This is a genomic window from Exiguobacterium sp. s133, assembly GCF_018618595.1.
Classification (GTDB): Bacteria; Bacillota; Bacilli; order Exiguobacteriales; family Exiguobacteriaceae; genus Exiguobacterium_A; species Exiguobacterium_A oxidotolerans.
The window spans coordinates 101533-121703 of record NZ_JACSMK010000003.1 but is presented as its reverse complement, the minus strand read 5'-3'; the positions used below and the strand labels follow the sequence as shown (position 1 = coordinate 121703).

Sequence of the window (20171 nt, the reverse complement as noted above, 5' to 3'; positions counted from 1 at the left end):
TGTAGAGAAGGAGTCACATACACCGGATAGATCATGGGTGGTCACTCGCGGCTGAAATTTTAAAAAACATATTTTTGAAAGCGTTATCAATATTGGCGGTAATCTGCATTGGAGTAACCAAATAATCTTTTCAATGAAATTTAGCATTTAAATCAATTATGAAAGGTGTGTAAAAAATGAAAATTATGAAGACACTTAATAAAATTCCCGGTGGTTTAATGTTAGTTCCGTTGTTCCTCGGAGCACTTATTCACACGTTTGCCCCGGGATCCGGTGAATATTTTGGTTCCTTTACGAACGGCTTAATGACGGGGACCGTTCCAATCTTAGCGGTTTGGTTCTTCTGTATGGGAACAGGAATAAATATTAAAGCGACCGGTACAGTATTAAGAAAATCTGGAACTCTTGTACTAACTAAAATTGCCGTAGCGTGGGTAGTTGCTGTTATTGCATCGTCCTTTATTCCAGTTGATGGTATCCAAACAGGCATTTTTGCAGGTTTTTCGGTTTTAGCTTTAATTGCGGCGATGGATATGACAAACGGAGGACTGTACGCATCAATCATGCAACAATACGGTTCTAAAGAAGAAGCCGGTGCATTTGTTTTAATGTCAATCGAGTCGGGTCCATTAGTGACCATGCTAATTTTAGGATCTACAGGAGTAGCTGCTTTTGAACCGCATGTTTTTGTAGGCGCAGTATTGCCTTTCCTGGTTGGTTTTATACTGGGGAATCTGGATAGTGATGTGCGAGACTTCTTCAGTAGAGCATCACACGTAATGATTCCTTTCTTTGGATTCGCATTAGGTAATGCAATCGATTTAAAAGTAATTCTGCAGACAGGACTGGGTGGAGTGATATTAGGGGTTTTAGTCATCATTGTGACTGGTATTCCATTGATGCTGGCAGACAAATTCATTGGGGGAGGTAACGGTACTGCAGGATTGGCAGCTTCTAGTACTGCGGGAGCTGCAGTTGCAAACCCGATGATTATCGCGACGATGAAGCCGGAGTTCCTTCCTATTGCACAATCTGCTACAGCATTAGTTGCAGCTTCAGTTATCGTAACTTCGATTTTAGTACCGATTTTAACTGCCTATTGGGCCAAGTATATGAAAAATAAAAACAAAAATCAGGATCACCAAGACCCTCAAAATCATCCGGAAGAGATGAAAGAAGTCTTACAATCGTAAAATTCAGAGAAAAACCTTTTAAATAATAAGGAGAGATTATGATGAGTAGAATTGTAACTATTGGAGAACCTATGGCATTGTTTGTTGCCGAACAAGAAGGTCCACTTGAAAATGTTGAAAACTTTAGCCGCTTTGTGGCTGGGGCGGAAGTTAACTTTTCAATCGGGATGTCTCGTCTTGAACATGAGATGACATACGTCACGAAACTAGGTCAAGACCCGTTCGGAAGAACGATTGAGAATTTTTTACTCGAGAATGGAATTGATACGAGTCATATAACGTATGACGAAACCTATAAAACAGGAATGCAGTGGAAACAAAAGGTAAGCAAATTTGATCCAGAAGTGTTCTCAGCGAGAAAAAACTCTGCAGCATCACATATGAATGCGGAAACCATCCGACACTTGGATTTGGAAGCAATTGATCACGTTCATGTGACAGGGATTTTACCTGCGTTATCTAAAGACTGCAGAGAAATGGTCTACACCTTGATGCAAAAAGCACGAATGAAAGGTATTCAAGTTTCTTATGATCCAAACTTACGGCCCGGTCTTTGGTCCAGTAAAGAAGAGATGGTTGAAGTCGTCAATGAGTTAGCTTCTTTGGCGGATATCGTACTACCCGGTGTTGGCGAAGGGGAAATATTGACAGGACAAAAGTCAATTGAAGCCATTGCAAGATTTTATCATAATCTCGGGGTTAAAACAGTCGTGATGAAGCTTGGAGCTGATGGAGCCTACACTAGCTCGGAAGGAAATCAATTTTATACAGATGGCTATCCGGTTGATCGAGTGGTGGACACTGTCGGTGCCGGGGATGGTTTTGCAGTAGGTGTGATAAGCGGAATCTTGGAAGGATTATCACTGGAAGAGTCAGTAAGACGGGGAACTGCTATCGGTGCGTTGGCGGTAATGTCACCTGGGGACAATGACGGATTGCCTGATCGTAGACGTTTAGGAGAATTTATGGCAGGCAATGCAATTGATTTGACAATGTAGAAAAAAAGTAAAGATGACCGTGTTCAACGGTTTTCTTTACTTTTATCGTATGAATCATTGAAAACTAGTTAACATTCGTAAAACCAAGTGTTTGCGAAATGTTTAAACTCGTATCTTTCATTTTATCAATCAAAGTATCTTCGATCATATCCATCGTTACCCGGTTACTAGGACCAGATACGCTAAAGCTAGCAATGATTTCACCTTTATGGTTGTAGATCGGGGCAGCGATGCAACGAATACCTTCTTCGTTTTCAATATTATCCAGTGCATATTGCTGCTGTTTTACTTTTTCGATTTCTAGCCGGAATTCTCCTTGTGATGTAATCGTGTTTGGAGTTCGTGGAGCAAAATCAATTTTTTCAACAACTTCCTCAAAATAACTTGGAGTTACTCCGGAAAGCAGGATTTTACCTACGGCTGTACAGTACATTTGGCCGCGTGTACCAATCCGTGAAAACATTCGGACTGTGTGGTTACTTTCGATTTTATCAATATAAACAATTTCACCACGATCTTCTATGCATAAATGAACCGTTTCATTTATGTCTTTGGACAGTTTTTCGATGAAAGGTTTTGCAGCACGTATTATTTCGTTGCTGTCCGAAATATTTCTAGAGAGGAAAAGAATTTGTAACCCCAGTTTGTATTTGTTTGTTTCGGCATCCTTAGCGATATAATTCATGCTTCCCAGCGTAGTTAACAACCGGTGAATAGTACTTTTAGATAAGTCCAGTTGTTCAGTTAATTGGGAAATTTTAAGGCCATCAGGATATTCTGACAGTTTGTTTAAAATAGTAAGTGCTCTTTCTAATGATTGAACGTTAGACAAAATCTTCAACCTCTTTATTTTAGTATTTTTGTTTTAGGGACTGTTTAAAATCAGTCTCTTCAAGACTTGTTTAGTTTCTCAAGTATACCAAAGATTGATGAAAATTTGGCTTACTAAATAACAGGAAATGAAACTAAATTTGAAAATTCTTAAGTGGTATGAAAAATTATTGAAAAGTGAGGGAACTTAATGAATAAACTAAAGATTTTAAACAGCATTACGAACTGTGGTGTAGTAGCGGTAATAAGAGCAGACAGTGAAGAAGAAGCTATTAAAATTTCAGAAGCCTGCGTGGAGGGAGGGATTAAAGGCATTGAGATAACATTTACAGTTGATGGAGCAGATAGTGTCATTTCAAAATTAAGATCACTCTTTACTGGCGATGATTCGGTGGTGATTGGAGCAGGGACTGTTCTGGATTCTACTACGGCAAGGATTGCTATTTTAGCAGGTGCACAGTTCGTCGTAAGTCCTTGTTTTGACGAAGCTACGGCAAAGTTGTGCAATCTGTATCAGGTACCGTATATGCCAGGTTGCATGACAATTACAGAGATGAAACAGGCCCTAGAGGCAGGAGTCGATATTATAAAGCTGTTTCCAGGGAACAATTTTGGACCGGAATTCATTAAAGGGGTCCATGCACCACTGCCCCAAGTAAATATAATGCCGACCGGCGGTGTTAGTTTAGACAATGTAGATCAATGGATAAAAAACGGATGTGTAGCCGTAGGGGTGGGGGGGAATCTTATAACCCCGGCGAAGAGCGGGGATTATAACCTGATTAGTGAATACGCCGCACAATATGTAGAAAAAGTCAGAAGTGCGCGACGGGATGGCGAAGAAGTTGAAAAGGTAAGAGTGTAAAGGGAAGCCGGTCAAATAGTAAAGGGCAGTTTATAAGAAAAAGATGCGGTTTTTAAACTAAATATCGTAATAAAGCTTTTGAAATTCCGCGAAATACAAGGGATTTATGTAGATTTTTATTTTAAGAAACGTTATAATTAATTTATGGAACGCCGTTCCGTATTGTGAAACAAAAAGAAATTGTTACGTTAAAAATCTTTTAAATAAAGGAGATTGAAAATGGATAATTTTAATTGGAATTTCCCTACAGAAATCGTTTATGGTGAAGGTAGAGTCAATGAAATCGGTAAAATCGCTAAGTCGTATGGAAAAAAGGCAATGATCGCGACGTATAAAAGAGGTGGATTTTTAGACCCGATCATTGATAACGTGGAATCCCTGTTAAGAGAAGCGGGAATTGAATTTGTGACGTTTACTGGAATCGAACCAAATCCACGAGCGCAGACAATCGATAAAGCGATTGAGATATTTAAGTCGGAGCAGTGTGACTTCGTCATTGCACTAGGCGGTGGAAGTGTAATCGATGGTTCAAAATATATCGCTGCTACAGGTTTTTCTGGCGGTAAGTCATGGGACTATGTTGTCTTAGGGGACAGAGTTCCGCGTGAGTACACAGGCGCTTATCCAATCATTGCGATTCCGACGATGTCGGCATCGGGTTCAGAGTGTAATGCTGGTGGTGTTTTAACAAATGCTGAAACGAATGAGAAAAGCTTTTCTAGATCAGCATATCGTTACCCGAAAGTTGCCATCGTAGATCCAGGGTTATTGACGTCTGTACCACTTTCGATCACTAAAGACAGCTGTGTCGACATTTTCTCTCATCTGATCGAACATTATTTATCAAGCCAGGCAGAATCGGAATTTGCAGATCGGGCAACAGAAGGAATGATTTTAACACTAAAAGAAAATTTTGATAAAATCATTAAAGATCCGACCGATATCGATGTCAGAGGGCAAATCGCGTTATGTTCAATCTTTGGATGGTCTGGTTTCCAGGCGCTAGGGAGAATGGGATCAATTCCGATGCACTCAATTGAAATGCCTTTAAGTGCTGTTTATGATTTACCGCATGCAAGAGGGATGACAATCATTATTCCACCATATCTTAAAGTGATGGCAGAAGCGATGCCTGCTAGATGGGCAAAATTAGCTAGAAGATGTTTCGGTGTAACGGAAGAAGATGATTTGAAAGCAGCTAAGTTACTTTCAGTTAAAGTCGTGGAATGGTTGAAAGATACAGAATCTTATCTGACGCTTGAAGATGTTGACATCCCGTCTGACCAATTCGAAAGAATGGCCGAAGATGTAGTACGAATGTTCCCGGGAAGTGAACCGAGTACGACAACTGGACCACGACCGATTACGAAAGAGGAAATCATCAAAATTTACGAGATGTCTCAAAATAGTCATTTGACATATAGTTGAATAATGTACGGAACCCCCGAATGACGGACACTTGATACAAGTTCCGATTCGGGGGTTTTTGAATGTCTTCATTATACGCGACGGCGATCAAGCGAGTAGAAGTACACATACAGTGCAAGGATTAAACGGTTTTTATCCAATAATTGTACTGTCTCGTTTTTTTGTATATAATGTAAAAAAAGAAACGGAGAATCCTGGATGACTACTGAACAATTTTACAAGACGTTACCAACACTTGAGACGGACCGCTTGCTCTTGCGGCCGATGCGCCAAGAGGACGTAGACGATTTGTTCGCCTATACCCAGGACGAGGAGACGGCGCGTTACGTGACGTGGAATGCAAATCAGACGATTGGTCAGGCGCAGCAGTTCCTGACGCACGTCCTGTCGAACTACGAACAGGGAAAACAGGCACCGTGGGCAATTGAATGGAAGGCGACGGGACAGATGATCGGCACGATCGATTTCATTCATCTGCTGCTTGATGAGAACAAACAAGCGGAACTTGGATACGCCTTATCGCGGCAATTCTGGGGCAAAGGCATCGTCACAGAAGCCGTGGAACGGGTGCTGGACTTCGGTTTTGAGGCGTTACAGCTGGAGCGGATTCAGGCGCGGTGCATGGAACCGAACGTCGGTTCAGCACGGGTGATGGAAAAGGTCGGGATGACGTACGAAGGCACGTTACGCCGTTTGATTTTCGTCAAAGGGACGTTTCATGATGTCAAAATGTACTCCATTTTACGGGAGGAGTACGTGACGCAACGTCAGGCAGCGGAACAGAACGAAAAACAACATCAATGAGCGAATGAAGCCCCCGACCACTTTGAGCGGTCGAGGGCTTTTTGATTATGTTCTGTTCTCAATCAACGAATCGATGACGGTAACCGTGTTCGTGACCGTATCTAGAATCCGTGTCCGTCGATCGTCTTTTGACAGGAAAATCGCTTCGCCGGTCGCGTCATACGCAAACGCCGTCGGAATCGAAAAGCCGCAGTTGCGGTAAGACCCGTCGGCATGACTCGTCCCGATCACGATGGCGGATTGCTGGCGGCTGATGCGTGCTGCTTCGCCTGACCACTCGGCATATTGTTCCGGACTGAACATTCCGACGCCGATCGGATTGAAAATTAACTCAACGGTATCGTTTTTCAGCCCGTCCAGTCCTAAGAAGATTTCGCGACAAAGCAGGTACCCGTACCGTTGTCCATCATCGTCGACGGTCGACGGTTGATAGAGCGGACCAGCTTCCGGCGTTTTTGCCCGGTCGAGGACGACTTCCCCGTGTTCGTTAATGATCAAGGCCCGATCCAACCGATCGGCGTCCCGGTACCCGGTGACGATCATCGTCGTGTACTGTTTTGCAAGTTGACAGAGCGTCGCGAGATCGGTCTGCCGGCAGTAGCCTTCCGGATACAACACGATGTCAATGTCAGGGTAGGCGGTAATGTCTCGTCGTAACTGTTGTAAGTCTGTTTCTTGTTTCGGTTGTCCAATCAAAATGTGCATGTGGCATTCGCTCCGTTCGTATCATGGTCTAATAAATCTATGTAGCTGACTTGATTTTAGCATAATTTGTCAATTTCAAAAGGAGAACGTCACGCCGTCTGATTTAGGAAATGTGTTTCGCCGGCAGATCTTCTTTAAAATATAGTTGTTTACCCGGCAGGAGGACAGCGATGCTTTGAAGGAGACTCAGTCCGACCAACAGACAGGCGGCCGTCAAAACGGTGAAGCGGAGCGGGAACAGGTCACCCGTAAAACCAACTAATAAAATCAATACGATGTGGAGCATGCTTTGCCCAAGTCCATAAAGGCTCGTAACCCGACCCATCAATTCATCGGGCACATTGTTTTGATAAAACGTCATAAAGCCGGTCCCGGAAAAGGCGTTAAAAAAGCCGAGCAAGATGAAGCCGGTCGCGACGAGTAAAAAAGAAGTGGCCGTCGCATAGATCAAGTAGCCGAGTGCGACGAACAGGTATCCGCTGACGAGCAACGTTTTGAGCGACAGGTGACGCGAGAATCGGGCGACGGTCAGTCCGCCGAGCACGGAACCGATGCCCGTTAAGCTGATCAACAGTCCATAATCGGTTGCCGACAGTCCGACGACGGTCTGCAGAAAGACGACTTCCTGGGCGTCCATCGCAAGCGCAAGGCTCATCGTCAACAATCCGATGACATAAACCGCGATGATAAACCGGTTCGACCGACTGAATCGGGCGACGGTGCGCCAGTCCGCTGCGACGTCGGAGAATCGTAATTTCTCGACAGCGGGCGGACGAGGGACGGAAGGCAGGAAAGCTAGTAATATCCCGGAAACGACAAACGAGCCGGCATTGATCCAAATCGCGACATCGGCTGTCGCGACGAGTAACAGCAGACCGGCTAACGCCGGACCGATCAAAAAAGCACTCGACGTGATCAGACCACGATAGGCATTAAACGTTTTCCGACCGGTGTCCGGTACGAGTTGTGTCAGGTAGGTCGTCGCAGCAGGTTCAAAAAACGCTTTGACAAGGGCGAGCGCAAACAGTGTCAGGTAAATCAACGGCAGTGTCGACAGGAGCGGAATCAGCGCGACGAGCAACGCCCGGATGAAGTCCGTCCCGATCAACCACCTGCGTACATCGACCCGGTCAATCAGACTGCCGGCCCAAAATTTCGTGAACAGGGCAGCAAACGGACCGATGATCCAGAGTCCGGCGACCGCGGTGGCGGAGCCGGTCAATTGATAGAGATAGACATTGATTGCAACAAGGTAAATGAAGTCGCCGAATTGCGAAATGCCGAATGAAGCCAGGAGCGTCGTAGCACGAGACAAGGGGAATCCACCCGCTTTCTGTAGACATATATTACCAATAGTATATCGGATGATTCCAGGGTTCACAATGCCTGAACCGTGCAGGTTGTTTGTACAGATCTGTCGTATTACTTAAGTAACAAATAAGCTTGAGGAGGGGTACGATGAGAGCCGTCATTTGTACTGCATATGGTCCGCCGGATGTACTGAAGCTGCGAGAAGTGAAACAGCCTGTCCCGAAAGCATCTGAGCTACTGATAAAAGTCTATGCCTCCGCCGTGCATTCAGGTGATCGTCGTCTGCGGGCACTCGATGTACCGGCAGCAGGGAAACTTCCGATGCGTGTCGTCATCGGGTTTAAAACACCGAGACAGCCAATTTTAGGGTTTGTCTTAGCCGGCGAAGTCGTCGCGACAGGCAATCGTGTCCAGAATTTTAAAGTCGGCGACCGTGTCTATGCCCTGACCGGGATGCGCTTTGGTGGTTACGCTGAATATGCCTGTATCAAGGAAACGAGCTGTGTCGGGCAGATGCCGCGCAATGCAAGCTTCGCGGAAGCAGCCAGTCTTCCGTTTGGCGGAACGACCGTCCTCCATTTTTTCCGGAAGCTGAACCTTAAGCAGGCGAAAACGATCTTGATTTACGGAGCCTCGGGCGCCGTCGGTTCGCTTGCAGTCCAAATCGCCAAACAATACGGACTTCATGTGACGGCGGTCTGCAGCGGACGGCACGTTGAGTTGGTGGAAGGTCTTGGCGCGGATGGTGTCGTCGACTATACAGCAGAAGGATATGATGCGCACCTGACGACGTATGACGCAGTATTTGACGCGTCCGGAAAAATTGACAAACGAACGGTACGTAAGCACGTCGGAGCGAAAGGGGCGTTTCGTTCAGTCGCCGGACAAGGCGTGGCGCGGGCGCTGAAAAAAGATTTGATACTACTGAATGAGTGGTTTGAAACTGGGAAGATCAAAGCGGTCATCGATACGGTATATTCGCTCGAAGAGATCGTCGCTGCCCACCGTTACGTCGATTCCGGGCGGAAATACGGCAATGTCATCGTGTCGGTCGTGGAGGATTCCGGTAAAACGGATTAGATGCCACTTCGTCAGGACGGACACCGTCAGACTGACGCAAAAAACAAAGTAGAACAAAAAACACCTTTGCCTGCAGCGTTTCAAAGGTGTTTTTTATCTGCGTGGAACGTCACTTCAAGACATCATACGTCGCCATGATGAACTGACCGGACGGACGACAGCTGGTCAGCCGGAACCGTGTCTCAAGCGTCCCTTCCGGAAACAGTGGAATCCCGCTGCCGAGGACGACCGGCGCGATCGCCAGTTCAAGCTGATCAATCAATTGTAAACGTAAGGCTTCTTGAATCAACTCGCCGCCGCCGACGAGCCAAATCTTGCCGTTGATGGTCGGACTAATCCGGTCAATCAACACATCGAGTGGCTCATTCGTGTAGATCGCGTATTCGGACTGTTGATCGTTCTGACGGGTCAACACGTAGTTCTCGAGTCCACTGTACGGATAGTCGTCACTGAGGACCAAGACTTCGTCAAAGGTTTTTCGACCCATGATGACGGCATCGACGTCTTCCATGAACGCCGCGTACCCATTATCACCGTCCCCTTCGACAGCGAACAGCCAATCGAGCGAATCATTTGATCGGGCAATCTTTCCATCGAGACTACAGGCGATATATAAAACGGTTTTAGTCATCAATAACTCCTCCTTTTGTTCGAGCTATCTCTAGTCTACGCTATAATTATGACAAAAGATGTCGTAATTAGAGAGGGGATTTTGTATGAAAGGTCGCCATCTGAAACTGATGCGTCTGCTTAATCGGCAACAGCTGTTGACGGCGCGGGAACTGGCGGAAGCGTGCGGCGTCTCGTTACGGACAATTCAACGGGACGTACTCGAACTTGAAGCAAACGGATATCCGATTTACAGCGAGCGGGGAGCAGGGGGCGGATACCGGGTCCTGCCGAACCGTTTGCTGCCGCCACTTGCTTTACGGGAACAGGAAGCGATCACTTTATTTTTAATGCTCGACTGGGTTGGTCAAATTCCCGATCTGCCATTCGGTCCGTTACGGGGGGATCTTGCTGAATGGTATCTCCAGGAACTGCCGCCGGACCTTGAAGCGAAGATGGACCGCCTGAAAGGACGGGTCCGTTTTGCTCGACCCGATACGCCGCCGTCTCCGTTGACGCGAGACGTGTTGCGATTGTTGGAAGCGGAAGTCAAAGGGGAAATCACTTACCGGACGACAAGCGGACGACGGACGATTTTGATGGATCCGATCGGTTTAACGTTTGAACGCAATCGCTGGTATCTGCTCGCCCAGACTGACCGGGGACTGCGGCAGTACCGGGTCGACCGGATGGAGCAGGTCTTACCGACGACCATTTCGTCCGAACAGCTGACGTTCGAGGAGGCAGAATGTCAGGTGAAGTCAGGTGAACAGGTGACGATCCGACTGGAAATGACGTCACTCGGGGAACGGTTGCTTGAAGGGATTTTACCGCTGAACGCACAGCGGACGTGGTCTGTTCCGGTTACCGAGTTACCGTTTCTCGGACGACAGTTGTTTGGACTGGGCGAAAACGTAAAAGTCCTTGAACCGTCAACACTAAAGGAAGAAATCCTGAAACAGGCAAGGGACCTGCTCGCGTCCTATGATGCCTGAAAAAAGGAGTGATTCTCCTATGCCAGCAAGAAATTATGGTACGATAAAACTAGAGAAAAGTGAAAGAATGGAAGTGATTTACTATGGAAACGTTATCATTGATTTTATTGTTACTGGCCTTAATTTTGTTGACGAACGTCATCGGACATTACATCCGTTTTATTCCGACGGCCCTGATTCAAATCATTGTCGGTACGCTCGTTGCTTTATCAATCAAAGAACTGTCGATTGAAGTCGAATCGGAATGGTTTTTACTGTTGTTCATCGCTCCCTTACTGTACAACGACAGCTCGCATTTTCCGCGGGAACAACTGTGGAAGATGCGCGGGGCGATCCTCGGCAACGCCATCGTGCTCGTCTTATTGACGACCGTGATCGGCGGATACTTCATCCACTGGATGTTGCCGGTCATTCCGCTCGCTGCCGCCTTTGCGTTAGCCGCGATTTTATCACCGACTGACCCGGTCGCGGTCAACGGGATCGCAAAACGTGTCCGGCTTCCGGAACCGATTTTAAATCTTGTCCGGGGAGAATCGTTGATTAACGATGCGTCGGGACTCGTCGCCTTTAGTTATGCCGTCACGGCCGTCATGACAGGCTATTTCTCATTACGTGAAGCTTCGTTTGAATTCGTTTATATGTTTGCTGTCGGTGCCGTCGTCGGCCTTGTCATCATCGTCGTGATGAACTGGCTGAAGATTCGGCTCCGCCGGTCAGGAATTGATGACGTCGTCTTTTATGCCCTCCTGCAAATCTTGACGCCGTTCATCATCTTTTTCGTCTCGGAAGAACTGCTTCATGCGTCGGGCGTCATCGCCGTCGTCGCCGGTGGCTTACTTCATGCCTTGATTAAGGAACGGACAGAGACGTTCTTTGCCCAGGAACAAGTCTTGACGGATAACATTTGGACGATGATTGCCTATATCTTGAACGGGGTCATTTTCTTATTGCTTGGTTTGACGTTGCCCGGAGCGACGCAGGCCATCTTCATTGATGACGCCATCAACAACTGGCGCTTACTCGGGTACGTCAGCTTAATCGGTCTTGTCATCCTCGGGATCCGCTTAGTCTGGACACTGTTCTTTAATTGGTTTGATCATCGCTTTCTTCGTAAAGAGGAGCAACGGCCACCTTCGTTCAAGCGCGACTTAATCACGACGCTCGTCGGCGTGCGCGGGACAATCACGATGGTCGGTGTGTTATCGCTGCCGTTTTTGACGGATGCTGGTGTTGCGTTCCTGGAACGGTCGTTGATCATCTTCCTCGCGGCGGGCGTCATCATCTTTACGTTAGTGCTCGCGACGATTGCCTTACCGTTGCTGAGTCAAAAAGAGACGGTCAGTCAAACGGACTTCGGATTGAATGCCCAAAAACAACGGATGATGTTACGGGCGATTCAGGAAGTCAAACAGGCGACGAATTCCGATAATTCACCGGTCGCGTTTGACCTGCTGAACGAATACCATGTCATGTTGCGGTTGCTGCGTGCCGAAGAGAAGAGCGAACAGGAACTCAACGTCTACAACGAACAGTTGAAGGAACTGCGCCTTGAAGCCGTCGCGTGGGAAACGGAATTCGTCAAAGCGTTCTTTAAGAACCATGACGTGCCGGATTTATTGAAAAAAGAAACGGTTGCCTCGATTGAACACCGACGCCGGGCGATTCATTCCGAATCGACGGTCCGGCTCTATCAGCCGTTACGGAAGCTGATGCGAAAACGTAAACGGTTCACGTTGTCACCGGATGAATTGATTCGTCTGACGGAGATGGAACATGCCCTCTATGAACATGTCATCGGCGACATCATCGACCGGCTCGAGACGTGCCGTGACAAGTATCCGACGGAAGTCGTCCAAAGCGTCAAAGGACATTACTTCCGCCTCCGCGGTAAACATACGCAGTGGGCGTCACCGGTCGGCAGTAAGGGCGACGTCGAACAGCAAAAAGAAGAACTGTGCTTACGGGCGATCGAAGTCCAGCGTCAAGAAATTGCCGAAATGTCGAAGGAAGGGGACCTTTCTTCGGAAAAAGAAAAAGAGTTGCGCCGTTTCATCCACTACATCGAAAGCGTCGTGCTCTATGAATATGTCGATTAATTAAAAAAGTCCCGCCTCTGATGATTCAGAAGCGGGATTTTTTGGTTTAACCGAGTGACAAGTATTTGACTTCGAGGTAATCCTCGATACCGTAGACGCCGCCTTCGCGGCCGAGTCCACTTTCTTTGTAGCCGCCGAATGGTGCTTGGGCAGCAGACGGTGCGCCGTCGTTCAAGCCGACGATGCCGTACTCGAGTTTTTTACCGAGCAGGAGCGCTTCGTCGATTCGTTCAGAAAATGCATACGCCGCAAGACCGTAGGGTGTGTTGTTCGCCCGTTCGATGACTTCGTCAAGTGTCTCGAAGACCGAGATCGGTGCGAGCGGACCAAACGTTTCTTCCTGCATACAAATCATGTCTTCCGTGACGTTCGCGAGAACTGTCGGTGTGACGAAGTAACCGACCGAGTCGTCGATCGTACCGCCTGTTAAGATCGTTGCACCTTTCGCAACCGCGTCGTCGATGTGTGCTTTGACTTTCTCGACGGCTTTTGCGTTAATCAAGGGTCCGATCGTTGAATCGGCGTCAAGACCGTTCCCGACTTTTAGTTTGTTCACTTCCGCGACGAACTTCTCCGTGAACGCGTCGAGCACAGAGGATTGGACGTAAAAGCGGTTCGTTGCGACGCAGGCTTGGCCACCGTTGCGGAATTTCGAGCGGATTGCTTGTGTGACGGCTTTGTCGATGTCCGCGTTTTCCGTGACGATGAACGGTGCATGACCCCCGAGTTCAAGTGATAGTTTTTTCATCGTATCGGCTGCCTGGCGCATGATCAATTTACCGACGGCAGTAGAGCCGGTGAACGTGATTTTGCGAACACGGCGTTCGGCTTGCCAGACACCGCTGATTGTTGCGGCGTCACCTGTCAAGACGTTGATGACACCAGCCGGGATGCCTGCTTCTTCAGCAAGTTCGACGAGGCGAAGGGCTGTGAAAGGTGTTTCTTCCGACGGTTTTAAGACGACCGTACAACCGGCTGCAAGAGCCGGGGCGAGTTTTCGTGTGATCATCGCAGCGGGGAAGTTCCACGGCGTGATCGCGGCGACGACGCCGACCGGTTCTTTTTCGACGAACAGGCGTTTACCCGGAACCGATGCCGGAATCGTTTCCCCGTAAATCCGGCGTGCTTCTTCTGCATACCAGCGGACATATTGATTGCCGTAATCGACTTCACCGAGTGCTTCGACAAACGGTTTCCCTTGTTCGCGTGTCATGATGTCAGCGACTTCGTCACGGTGTTCGTTGATCAAGCGGTACCAGGCATCGATTTTATCGGCACGCGCATCCGCCGTTAAGCTTGACCAGGTGACGAAAGCATCGCTCGCCGCGTCGACTGCCCGTAGAGCGTCATCTGCCGAACTGCTTGGGACGTGCCCGAGTAATTCTTTTGTTGCCGGGTTAAAGACCGGAATCGTTTGTTCTGTTTCGTACCATTGTCCGTTCACTACATTTTTTTCAATCATGTGTTGCACCTCCATGTGTTTTCATTACGTCCTTAATTAAACACCCGGAAGGCGCATTTGTGTACTTCCGCTTTGGAGGGGGGACATAACGGAATGGAATGACCTGGGAAAACTACGATTTTCAATAATGGATTGATTCAAGTCAGATTTCGTGAGAAGACACTGAACATTCACTTTAAGCCGATTGCCGAATACCGCCTGAAAAATCCAATATTGTCAGCCCGTTCCGTGTGGTCTGAAGACAACGTGCTACCTGGGAGATCAAGCGTCTGTTTTCGTTGCTTTCCTCGGGCGAGGCGCAAGCCGTTGCTCCTTTGTCCTCACGTACAAGGAGCAGGGTCTTGCCTGCCTCTGAAAAGTGCGCTAAACACGCACTTTTTCCCGTAGGAGTCAACGAAACGTGACGCTCCTTAGGGCATGCCGTGAATGAAATCCAGGCATGCAGGCGGTTTAGCGCGCAATCTGTCTTGCATCGCTTTAAAGACGAGGTGAGATAGGGAAGCGCGAACGGATTGCCTCTCGATATTGCATGTTCAAAGTTTGTTTACACACTGAAGAAACAAGTCCTGTGACTTGTTTCTTTTTAGCTTAGCAGACCGGTCAGTCGCTCACCCCGAAGAAGATATGTCTCCAAGTGAAGCTGCAGCGGATTATATTGTTCTGAATGTTGCCCGGCTTCTTGCAACAAATGTGTCGTCTGTTCGACGAAATGTAAATTGAAGCAGCCCGAGAGCCAAAGCAAGGAAGCCAGTCGCGGATCATCTTCCGGCACGAGAACGGTCTGGGAGTTGTAGTGGGAAAGTAAACTTTTCGCTAAATGACCGGACACATCATGCGACGCGATGCCTTCTGTCCGGGTATACCATTTGATCAGCCAGGCCAAATTTTGCACGCGGTCCGTTGCGCCGATATGTTCATGGTCGACAATTCCGACGATTTGTTGAGTGGTGTCCCATAAGACGTTGAGCGAATTCAAGTCGGTCGAGATGACCGATTGAGAAGAAGAATGATTGGTAGGTCTCGCGGTATCGATCTTTTGTTGGACAAGACTCAGATACTCCTGAAACGAATCCCGGACCGATTCCGGCATCGATGAAAACGAAAGCTCTTGCAAATCATGGAACCAACGCTGATAGGCCACCGTATGGTCGACGAATGGAAAGTGAAACCCTTGATAGTTGCGTGACAAATCATGCACTTGACGGGCTAATGTTCCAATTTGAGCAGCGGAATGCATCGTATTGACAGTCACGTGATGACCGTCAAGCCAGTGAAATAGGCAACATGTCCACTCCTTTCCGGTTGAATCGCGGATTGTCGTGAAAAGTCCCTCATGTATTGGTTGCACGCGTTTCATGAACGGGATGCCATTTGCCCGCAAATAATCGGTATATCGCAACTGTTCTGTAAGTAAATCCGGTGTAGAGTGGGACAGGGCAGATTCGGCATAACGCTGTTCTGGTAACAGACGAATCGAATAGGATTGACCATCAATCAAGATTTTGTAGTGTTTATCGCCATGTTTGCCGTGTGTCGTTAATGTGTTAGGGTGGACTTCCAGTGAGTGAAAAACGAGACCGAAACTTTTGACTGCTTGTTCGATCAAGGGGTAATCGTTTCTTGGATACATACATGCTTAGTCCTTTCTGCGGACAGTTGGTGCAGATGTGGAATGTTCATCTGAAAGCTGAAACGATGCCGGTTGCGTTCCATCCCGATCCGTAAAGCCGTAGTCACGGGCGAGGTCAGACACGAACAAGGCTTGCTCGGTCCGGTGCATCAAGGTCGAATCACTCATGAGTGCGGCGACGGCCCGGCCGACGTACGTGGTGGTCTCGGTTGCATCGTTGCCGAATCCTGCGTCCACGACCCGTTCCGTCCGCATGAAACCGGGACACAGTGCAATAGCAGCGATGTGACTCTCCCGAAGTTCCTGCCCCATGACACACGTCATTCGGTTGATCGACTGCATCGCCAAATCATAATACAGGTTGCCGGCGGCTTGATTCGGACTGAACGACGTCAAGTTGACAATCAATGCTGCCGGACTTTGCTGAAGCAACGGAACAGCGGCCCGCGTCGTCAGCAAATAGGCTTTTGGTCCAGCGACCATCATCGCGTCCCAGTGTTCCGGCGGACGTTCCCAAAACCGTTTGCCCTCTCCGGGAGGAAGCGAAGCTTCCGAACCGCCGAACACACTGTTGACGAGCAAATCAATCCGTCCGTGTCGCGCTTGGATATGTTGAAACAATCGGGCAACATCATCCGGATCCGTATGGTCACAGCGGACCGCAATTCCGTGGCCACCGCGAGCCGTGACACCGGCGGCCGTCTCTTCAATCGTTTCCGGACGATTGTCGGTCGTCCCGTTCTGTGTACTGCGCCCGGTCACATAAACTGTTGCCCCGGTTTGCCCGAGTTCGTAAGCAATCCCGCGTCCGGCGCCGCGTGACGCACCGGTGACGACTGCGATTTTTCCAATCCATGCTGTCATGAAGTCCTCCGATCAAATATGTAATACATCAAACAGGGACTTTCCATGACGCTCGGAAGTCCCTGTTGCTTCGTTGTACTTAAAACCCTTTAATCGTCATCCCGCCGTCGACGAACAGTGTCTGACCGGTGATGTACGATCCGGCATCGGACGCGAGGAAGACCGTCGGACCGACGAGTTCCGTCAGTTCACCGACCCGACCGAGCGGTGTCACGTCGACGATGTCTTTTAAGTACGCGGGATCGGCCAGTAACGGCTCCGTCAGCGGCGTCTTGAAATACCACGGACCAATCGCGTTGACGCGGATATTTTTCGGACCCCATTCGAGGGCGAGAACTTTCGTCATCTGAATCAAGGCCGCCTTCGTCGTCGCATAGACGACACCGGTCCGCAAAGCGACGTGACCTGCGACCGAGGCGATGTTAATGATGTTGCCACCCGTGTCCTGCATCCGGCGTCCGACTTCCTGCGAAAACAGGAAGGCCGACTTTAAGTTCGTCTGTTGAATCGTCTCCCATTCGTCTTCCGTGACGTCGAGCGCTTTCGAGCGGATGTTCATCCCGGCATTGTTGACGAGCGTATCGATCCGGTCGACGAGCGTATAGGCTTTTTCGATCGTCGCGACGACTTGCGTCCGGTCGGTCACGTCACACGTCAGGACGAACGCCTGTCGTCCGAGTGCTTCAATCCGGCTTGCCGTCTCCCGTAAATCAGCTTCCGTCCGGGCGACGAGAATGACGTCAGCACCAGCTTCTGCCATCGCGATGGCAAGCGCCCGTCCGATGCCGCGTCCGGCTCCGGTCACGAGGGCTGTTGTTTGATCAAGTCGAAACGTCGGTAAGTACATCTAGCCACATCCTATCTTAAAAAAGTCTGTCTTTACTGTACGTCTAAATTGACTGAAAAGAAAGAAAAATGCTGTAAGTACTTAATTTTAATGTTATTATTTGGGAAAAAAGGAGGGGTGAGATGAAACGGAAAGTAGGGATAGCTATTTTGGTCGTTTGTTTTTTAGCAGCCTCTTTTCAAGTCTTCGGGCAGTATCTCTACACGACATATATTCATGAACCGGCTGACTATGCGTTTAAGTACGACATCAAACCACGTAAGCCACTCGGCTCACCAGATTTGAGGGGGCAACCTTTTCCCGCTGGTCCGATGCCTCATTTTGTTGATGTGACATTTCCGAAAGCACTCGCTTCAGTCGGCGCCATCGTGACGATCGGGCTGTTGATTTTACTGGCGTCTATGTTGAAGAGGAAACGGAACAAACGAACGGTAAAACAAAGTGGTGATACCTCTTTTGAAGAGGAGCTGAACATCTTACAAAAACCGTCAACGTCGCCGAGTAATGATACACATTCTTACCAATCAAACAATGTCTCTGAAGTCCGTCGATTGATTCAGATATTTGACCAGCGCCTTCCCGCTTCATCTAGGCGTCGACCGGAAGAGACGATGAAGGAATGGTTAGAGCGGATCGGGCTGACAGTTGATTCGGTGCTCTATCATCTCGTACGGTACGGGGAACAGGATGAGACATTATTTAAACAGGCAGACGTCGATATACTACGGCAACAGTTGCGGCGTCATCCAGGAAATTAACGCACGGTACTGTGCATGGTGACAGCTTATTATGGTAGGAGGCAGACAAATGGTGAAGCAACGATGGGTAGGTCTTGTTTTGGTAGTCGTTCTTGTCGGATGTGGAAAAAGTTATCCGATTGAACAAGCAATCGAAAATGGTGATATTGTAACGATGCCAAGTCGTGAGAATGTGGAACGGTTCCAGACATTTTTGAACCAAGTCGATCAAAAAGGCAAGGACAGCATCCGAATTACTTCCTACACGACAGAAGGTGACCCGATTTTTCAAGACGTCACGTATGACGGAAAACAGTTCAGTTATTCACTCGATTCGTCGCGAGATGAGTTCGGCAGCCAAGCGGACGACCGGGACGGGGAAAGCTGTCAAGCGTTGAAAAAAGACCAAACAGGTGAAACGCACGTCTATCTGTTGACGGATTGTGCGGAAGGAGAAGATCATCCGTTACTCGAAGCGACGGCAGCAGAACTCGGAAAGTAAATCAGCCTTCCGGAATCGCTTCATACAAGTACGCTTGATTTTTTTTGAAAATGTAGATGACACCCGTCGTGTCGCCCCGGTACAGTTTCGTTCCTGCCGGCCAGTCTGTCGCCATCCCTTCCGCTAAGGGCTCGTTTGCGGTCAATTGTTTCGTGACGGTCGCAAACGATTTGACGTCTGCCTGTGTAAGCGTCACGGGTGCATCGGATAGCTGGTAAACACGATCGTTGATTCGGATTAAGTCGGCATCTTTGTTTTGACGGGCTTCTGCGGCGATTGTATCAGTCGTCGAAACACGTGTCGTATCGTCGGAACAGCCGCTTAACGGGATGAGACTGACTGCGAGGGCAAGTGAGAGAATACGTTTCATAAAGTGATACCTCGTTTCTTTAGTGTAGGTGATTGGTAAAATACTTTATATATGTCGTTAATTACGATATAATCGCCTCATGCGATATATATAAGGGGGATATTGATGACGATTCATGAAGATTTTGCTAGACTCTATTACCATCTTCATCCGCAATGGAAAGAAAATTTGTCACATCAAAGCGTGCGTATTTTGCAGATGATTCAGATGACGGCACCGATTACGGTTAAACAGGTCGCTGAAAAATTTGCCCTTTCACCGAATACGGCGTCGGAACATATTAAAAAGCTGGAACAACTCGGTTATATCGAAAAAAATCGTGCTTCAGACGATCAACGGGTGGTTCATGTGAGTCTAACGAATGAAGGGTTACGCGCAGTTCGGTCACATACAGAACTCGACGTCGATCGTGTCGCGCACGTACTCCGTCAGTTATCGGCTGACGAACAACAGTCGATTCAGCAGTCATTTCGGTTACTTCGGGAGACGGCAGATGACTGCTTTTCTGATTAAGGTGCTTTCAAGCGCAGTCGTCATCGGGATCGTGACAGAAGTGGCACGCCGTTCGGTGACATATGGTGGTGTGATCGCAGCACTTCCACTCGTCAGCCTGCTCAGTCTGATTTGGTTGGTTCAACAAGGACAGTCTAAAACGGAAGTGACGATGTTCGTTAAAAGTGTACTCTATGGATTGCCGGCAACATTTTTTCTGGTGCTGATCTTATACATATTACTCAATCAAGGGGTGTCCATATTCATCAGCGTGTTACTGGCTGGTGGATGTTGGTGGATTTTTTGGACGATTCAGCAGCAAGTCGGACTTTTTATTAGCCGGCTGTAAAAT

Annotated in this window: 21 protein-coding genes; 12 read left to right on the top strand and 9 right to left on the bottom strand. The window is 48.2% G+C overall.

Annotated features, from left to right (window positions below):
* Positions 1–176: 176 nt before the first annotated feature.
* Together kdgT and KNP96_RS05355 are read left to right on the top strand one after the other, a co-directional pair.
* Positions 177–1193: a 2-keto-3-deoxygluconate transporter gene (gene kdgT, locus KNP96_RS05360; protein ID WP_088837029.1), complete on the top strand. Its 1017-nt coding sequence runs from the start codon at positions 177–179 to the stop codon at positions 1191–1193.
* A gap of 41 nt (positions 1194–1234) precedes the next feature.
* Positions 1235–2191 (top strand): sugar kinase, encoded by a 957-nt coding sequence (locus tag KNP96_RS05355; RefSeq protein ID WP_088837030.1) that lies wholly within the window; start codon positions 1235–1237, stop codon positions 2189–2191.
* Between the two features lie 64 nt (positions 2192–2255).
* On the opposite strand, the gene KNP96_RS05350 is transcribed toward KNP96_RS05355, so the two are convergent.
* Complete coding sequence (locus KNP96_RS05350) at positions 2256–3023, bottom strand: IclR family transcriptional regulator (protein ID WP_214769309.1); 768 nt, start codon at positions 3021–3023, stop codon at positions 2256–2258.
* Positions 3024–3212: 189 nt separating this feature from the next.
* Here KNP96_RS05350 and KNP96_RS05345 point away from each other — a divergent pair, with 189 nt between their 5' ends.
* The 3 genes from KNP96_RS05345 (at position 3213) to KNP96_RS05335 (ending at position 6119) form a co-directional block, all read left to right on the top strand.
* Positions 3213–3887, top strand: a complete 675-nt coding sequence (locus KNP96_RS05345) for a bifunctional 4-hydroxy-2-oxoglutarate aldolase/2-dehydro-3-deoxy-phosphogluconate aldolase (RefSeq protein ID WP_214769306.1) — start codon at positions 3213–3215, stop codon at positions 3885–3887.
* A 219-nt stretch (positions 3888–4106) separates the two neighbouring features.
* Positions 4107–5315, top strand: coding sequence for an iron-containing alcohol dehydrogenase (locus tag KNP96_RS05340; RefSeq protein WP_214765949.1), 1209 nt, complete (start codon positions 4107–4109; stop codon positions 5313–5315).
* A gap of 198 nt (positions 5316–5513) precedes the next feature.
* Positions 5514–6119, top strand: a complete 606-nt coding sequence (locus KNP96_RS05335; protein WP_214769303.1) for a GNAT family N-acetyltransferase — start codon at positions 5514–5516, stop codon at positions 6117–6119.
* 45 nt (positions 6120–6164) lie between these two features.
* On the opposite strand, the gene KNP96_RS05330 is transcribed toward KNP96_RS05335, so the two are convergent.
* Together KNP96_RS05330 and KNP96_RS05325 are read right to left on the bottom strand one after the other, a co-directional pair.
* On the bottom strand, positions 6165–6824 hold the full coding sequence (locus tag KNP96_RS05330) for a hypothetical protein (RefSeq protein ID WP_214769300.1): 660 nt from the start codon (positions 6822–6824) through the stop codon (positions 6165–6167).
* Between the two features lie 103 nt (positions 6825–6927).
* Positions 6928–8139 carry an MFS transporter gene (locus KNP96_RS05325; RefSeq protein ID WP_214769299.1) on the bottom strand — a complete coding sequence of 404 codons (1212 nt, stop codon included), beginning with the start codon at positions 8137–8139 and terminating at the stop codon, positions 6928–6930.
* Between the two features lie 143 nt (positions 8140–8282).
* Here KNP96_RS05325 and KNP96_RS05320 point away from each other — a divergent pair, with 143 nt between their 5' ends.
* Positions 8283–9215: an NAD(P)-dependent alcohol dehydrogenase gene (locus KNP96_RS05320; protein ID WP_214769298.1), complete on the top strand. Its 933-nt coding sequence runs from the start codon at positions 8283–8285 to the stop codon at positions 9213–9215.
* A 109-nt stretch (positions 9216–9324) separates the two neighbouring features.
* On the opposite strand, the gene KNP96_RS05315 is transcribed toward KNP96_RS05320, so the two are convergent.
* Complete coding sequence (locus KNP96_RS05315; RefSeq protein WP_214769297.1) at positions 9325–9846, bottom strand: dihydrofolate reductase family protein; 522 nt, start codon at positions 9844–9846, stop codon at positions 9325–9327.
* Between the two features lie 85 nt (positions 9847–9931).
* Between KNP96_RS05315 and KNP96_RS05310 the strand changes: the two genes are divergently transcribed.
* A complete protein-coding gene (locus KNP96_RS05310; protein WP_214765960.1) occupies positions 9932–10819 on the top strand; it encodes a helix-turn-helix transcriptional regulator in 888 nt (295 codons plus the stop codon).
* A gap of 83 nt (positions 10820–10902) precedes the next feature.
* Positions 10903–12915 carry a Na+/H+ antiporter gene (locus KNP96_RS05305; protein ID WP_214769296.1) on the top strand — a complete coding sequence of 671 codons (2013 nt, stop codon included), beginning with the start codon at positions 10903–10905 and terminating at the stop codon, positions 12913–12915.
* 46 nt (positions 12916–12961) lie between these two features.
* Here the strand turns inward: KNP96_RS05305 and KNP96_RS05300 are convergent, their stop codons facing one another.
* The 4 genes from KNP96_RS05300 to KNP96_RS05285 form a co-directional block, all read right to left on the bottom strand.
* A complete protein-coding gene (locus KNP96_RS05300) occupies positions 12962–14377 on the bottom strand; it encodes an NAD-dependent succinate-semialdehyde dehydrogenase (RefSeq protein WP_214769294.1) in 1416 nt (471 codons plus the stop codon).
* A 583-nt stretch (positions 14378–14960) separates the two neighbouring features.
* Positions 14961–16007 (bottom strand): phosphotransferase, encoded by a 1047-nt coding sequence (locus KNP96_RS05295; protein ID WP_214769291.1) that lies wholly within the window; start codon positions 16005–16007, stop codon positions 14961–14963.
* A gap of 6 nt (positions 16008–16013) precedes the next feature.
* Positions 16014–16871, bottom strand: coding sequence for an SDR family NAD(P)-dependent oxidoreductase (locus KNP96_RS05290; RefSeq protein WP_214769289.1), 858 nt, complete (start codon positions 16869–16871; stop codon positions 16014–16016).
* 79 nt (positions 16872–16950) lie between these two features.
* Positions 16951–17718, bottom strand: a complete 768-nt coding sequence (locus KNP96_RS05285) for an SDR family NAD(P)-dependent oxidoreductase (protein ID WP_214769287.1) — start codon at positions 17716–17718, stop codon at positions 16951–16953.
* A gap of 122 nt (positions 17719–17840) precedes the next feature.
* Here KNP96_RS05285 and KNP96_RS05280 point away from each other — a divergent pair, with 122 nt between their 5' ends.
* Positions 17841–18476: a hypothetical protein gene (locus KNP96_RS05280; RefSeq protein ID WP_214769286.1), complete on the top strand. Its 636-nt coding sequence runs from the start codon at positions 17841–17843 to the stop codon at positions 18474–18476.
* A 49-nt stretch (positions 18477–18525) separates the two neighbouring features.
* Positions 18526–18957, top strand: coding sequence for a DUF4362 domain-containing protein (locus tag KNP96_RS05275; protein ID WP_214769285.1), 432 nt, complete (start codon positions 18526–18528; stop codon positions 18955–18957).
* A gap of 1 nt (position 18958) precedes the next feature.
* On the opposite strand, the gene KNP96_RS05270 is transcribed toward KNP96_RS05275, so the two are convergent.
* Positions 18959–19327, bottom strand: coding sequence for a hypothetical protein (locus KNP96_RS05270; RefSeq protein WP_214769284.1), 369 nt, complete (start codon positions 19325–19327; stop codon positions 18959–18961).
* A 105-nt stretch (positions 19328–19432) separates the two neighbouring features.
* Here KNP96_RS05270 and KNP96_RS05265 point away from each other — a divergent pair, with 105 nt between their 5' ends.
* Both KNP96_RS05265 and KNP96_RS05260 read left to right on the top strand, forming a co-directional pair.
* Positions 19433–19840, top strand: coding sequence for a MarR family winged helix-turn-helix transcriptional regulator (locus KNP96_RS05265; protein WP_251135730.1), 408 nt, complete (start codon positions 19433–19435; stop codon positions 19838–19840).
* The gene (locus tag KNP96_RS05260) at positions 19821–20168 is read left to right on the top strand and encodes a DUF3147 family protein (RefSeq protein WP_088837048.1); all 348 of its coding nucleotides are present in this window, start codon (positions 19821–19823) and stop codon (positions 20166–20168) included. The genes KNP96_RS05265 and KNP96_RS05260 overlap by 20 nt, the downstream gene beginning before the upstream one ends.
* Positions 20169–20171: the final 3 nt, after the last annotated feature.

Bases quoted from the DNA above. Each gene is read 5' to 3' on its own strand.
- kdgT (WP_088837029.1), top strand. From the start codon at position 177: ATGAAAATTATGAAGACACTTAATAAAATTCCCGGTGGTTTAATGTTA.
- KNP96_RS05355 (WP_088837030.1), top strand. From the start codon at position 1,235: ATGAGTAGAATTGTAACTATTGGAGAACCTATGGCATTGTTTGTTGCC.
- KNP96_RS05345 (WP_214769306.1), top strand. From the start codon at position 3,213: ATGAATAAACTAAAGATTTTAAACAGCATTACGAACTGTGGTGTAGTA.
- KNP96_RS05340 (WP_214765949.1), top strand. From the start codon at position 4,107: ATGGATAATTTTAATTGGAATTTCCCTACAGAAATCGTTTATGGTGAA.
- KNP96_RS05335 (WP_214769303.1), top strand. From the start codon at position 5,514: ATGACTACTGAACAATTTTACAAGACGTTACCAACACTTGAGACGGAC.
- KNP96_RS05330 (WP_214769300.1), bottom strand. From the start codon at position 6,824: ATGCACATTTTGATTGGACAACCGAAACAAGAAACAGACTTACAACAG.
- KNP96_RS05320 (WP_214769298.1), top strand. From the start codon at position 8,283: ATGAGAGCCGTCATTTGTACTGCATATGGTCCGCCGGATGTACTGAAG.
- KNP96_RS05315 (WP_214769297.1), bottom strand. From the start codon at position 9,846: ATGACTAAAACCGTTTTATATATCGCCTGTAGTCTCGATGGAAAGATT.
- KNP96_RS05310 (WP_214765960.1), top strand. From the start codon at position 9,932: ATGAAAGGTCGCCATCTGAAACTGATGCGTCTGCTTAATCGGCAACAG.
- KNP96_RS05305 (WP_214769296.1), top strand. From the start codon at position 10,903: ATGGAAACGTTATCATTGATTTTATTGTTACTGGCCTTAATTTTGTTG.
- KNP96_RS05300 (WP_214769294.1), bottom strand. From the start codon at position 14,377: ATGATTGAAAAAAATGTAGTGAACGGACAATGGTACGAAACAGAACAA.
- KNP96_RS05295 (WP_214769291.1), bottom strand. From the start codon at position 16,007: ATGTATCCAAGAAACGATTACCCCTTGATCGAACAAGCAGTCAAAAGT.
- KNP96_RS05290 (WP_214769289.1), bottom strand. From the start codon at position 16,871: ATGACAGCATGGATTGGAAAAATCGCAGTCGTCACCGGTGCGTCACGC.
- KNP96_RS05285 (WP_214769287.1), bottom strand. From the start codon at position 17,718: ATGTACTTACCGACGTTTCGACTTGATCAAACAACAGCCCTCGTGACC.
- KNP96_RS05280 (WP_214769286.1), top strand. From the start codon at position 17,841: ATGAAACGGAAAGTAGGGATAGCTATTTTGGTCGTTTGTTTTTTAGCA.
- KNP96_RS05275 (WP_214769285.1), top strand. From the start codon at position 18,526: ATGGTGAAGCAACGATGGGTAGGTCTTGTTTTGGTAGTCGTTCTTGTC.
- KNP96_RS05270 (WP_214769284.1), bottom strand. From the start codon at position 19,327: ATGAAACGTATTCTCTCACTTGCCCTCGCAGTCAGTCTCATCCCGTTA.
- KNP96_RS05265 (WP_251135730.1), top strand. From the start codon at position 19,433: ATGACGATTCATGAAGATTTTGCTAGACTCTATTACCATCTTCATCCG.
- KNP96_RS05260 (WP_088837048.1), top strand. From the start codon at position 19,821: ATGACTGCTTTTCTGATTAAGGTGCTTTCAAGCGCAGTCGTCATCGGG.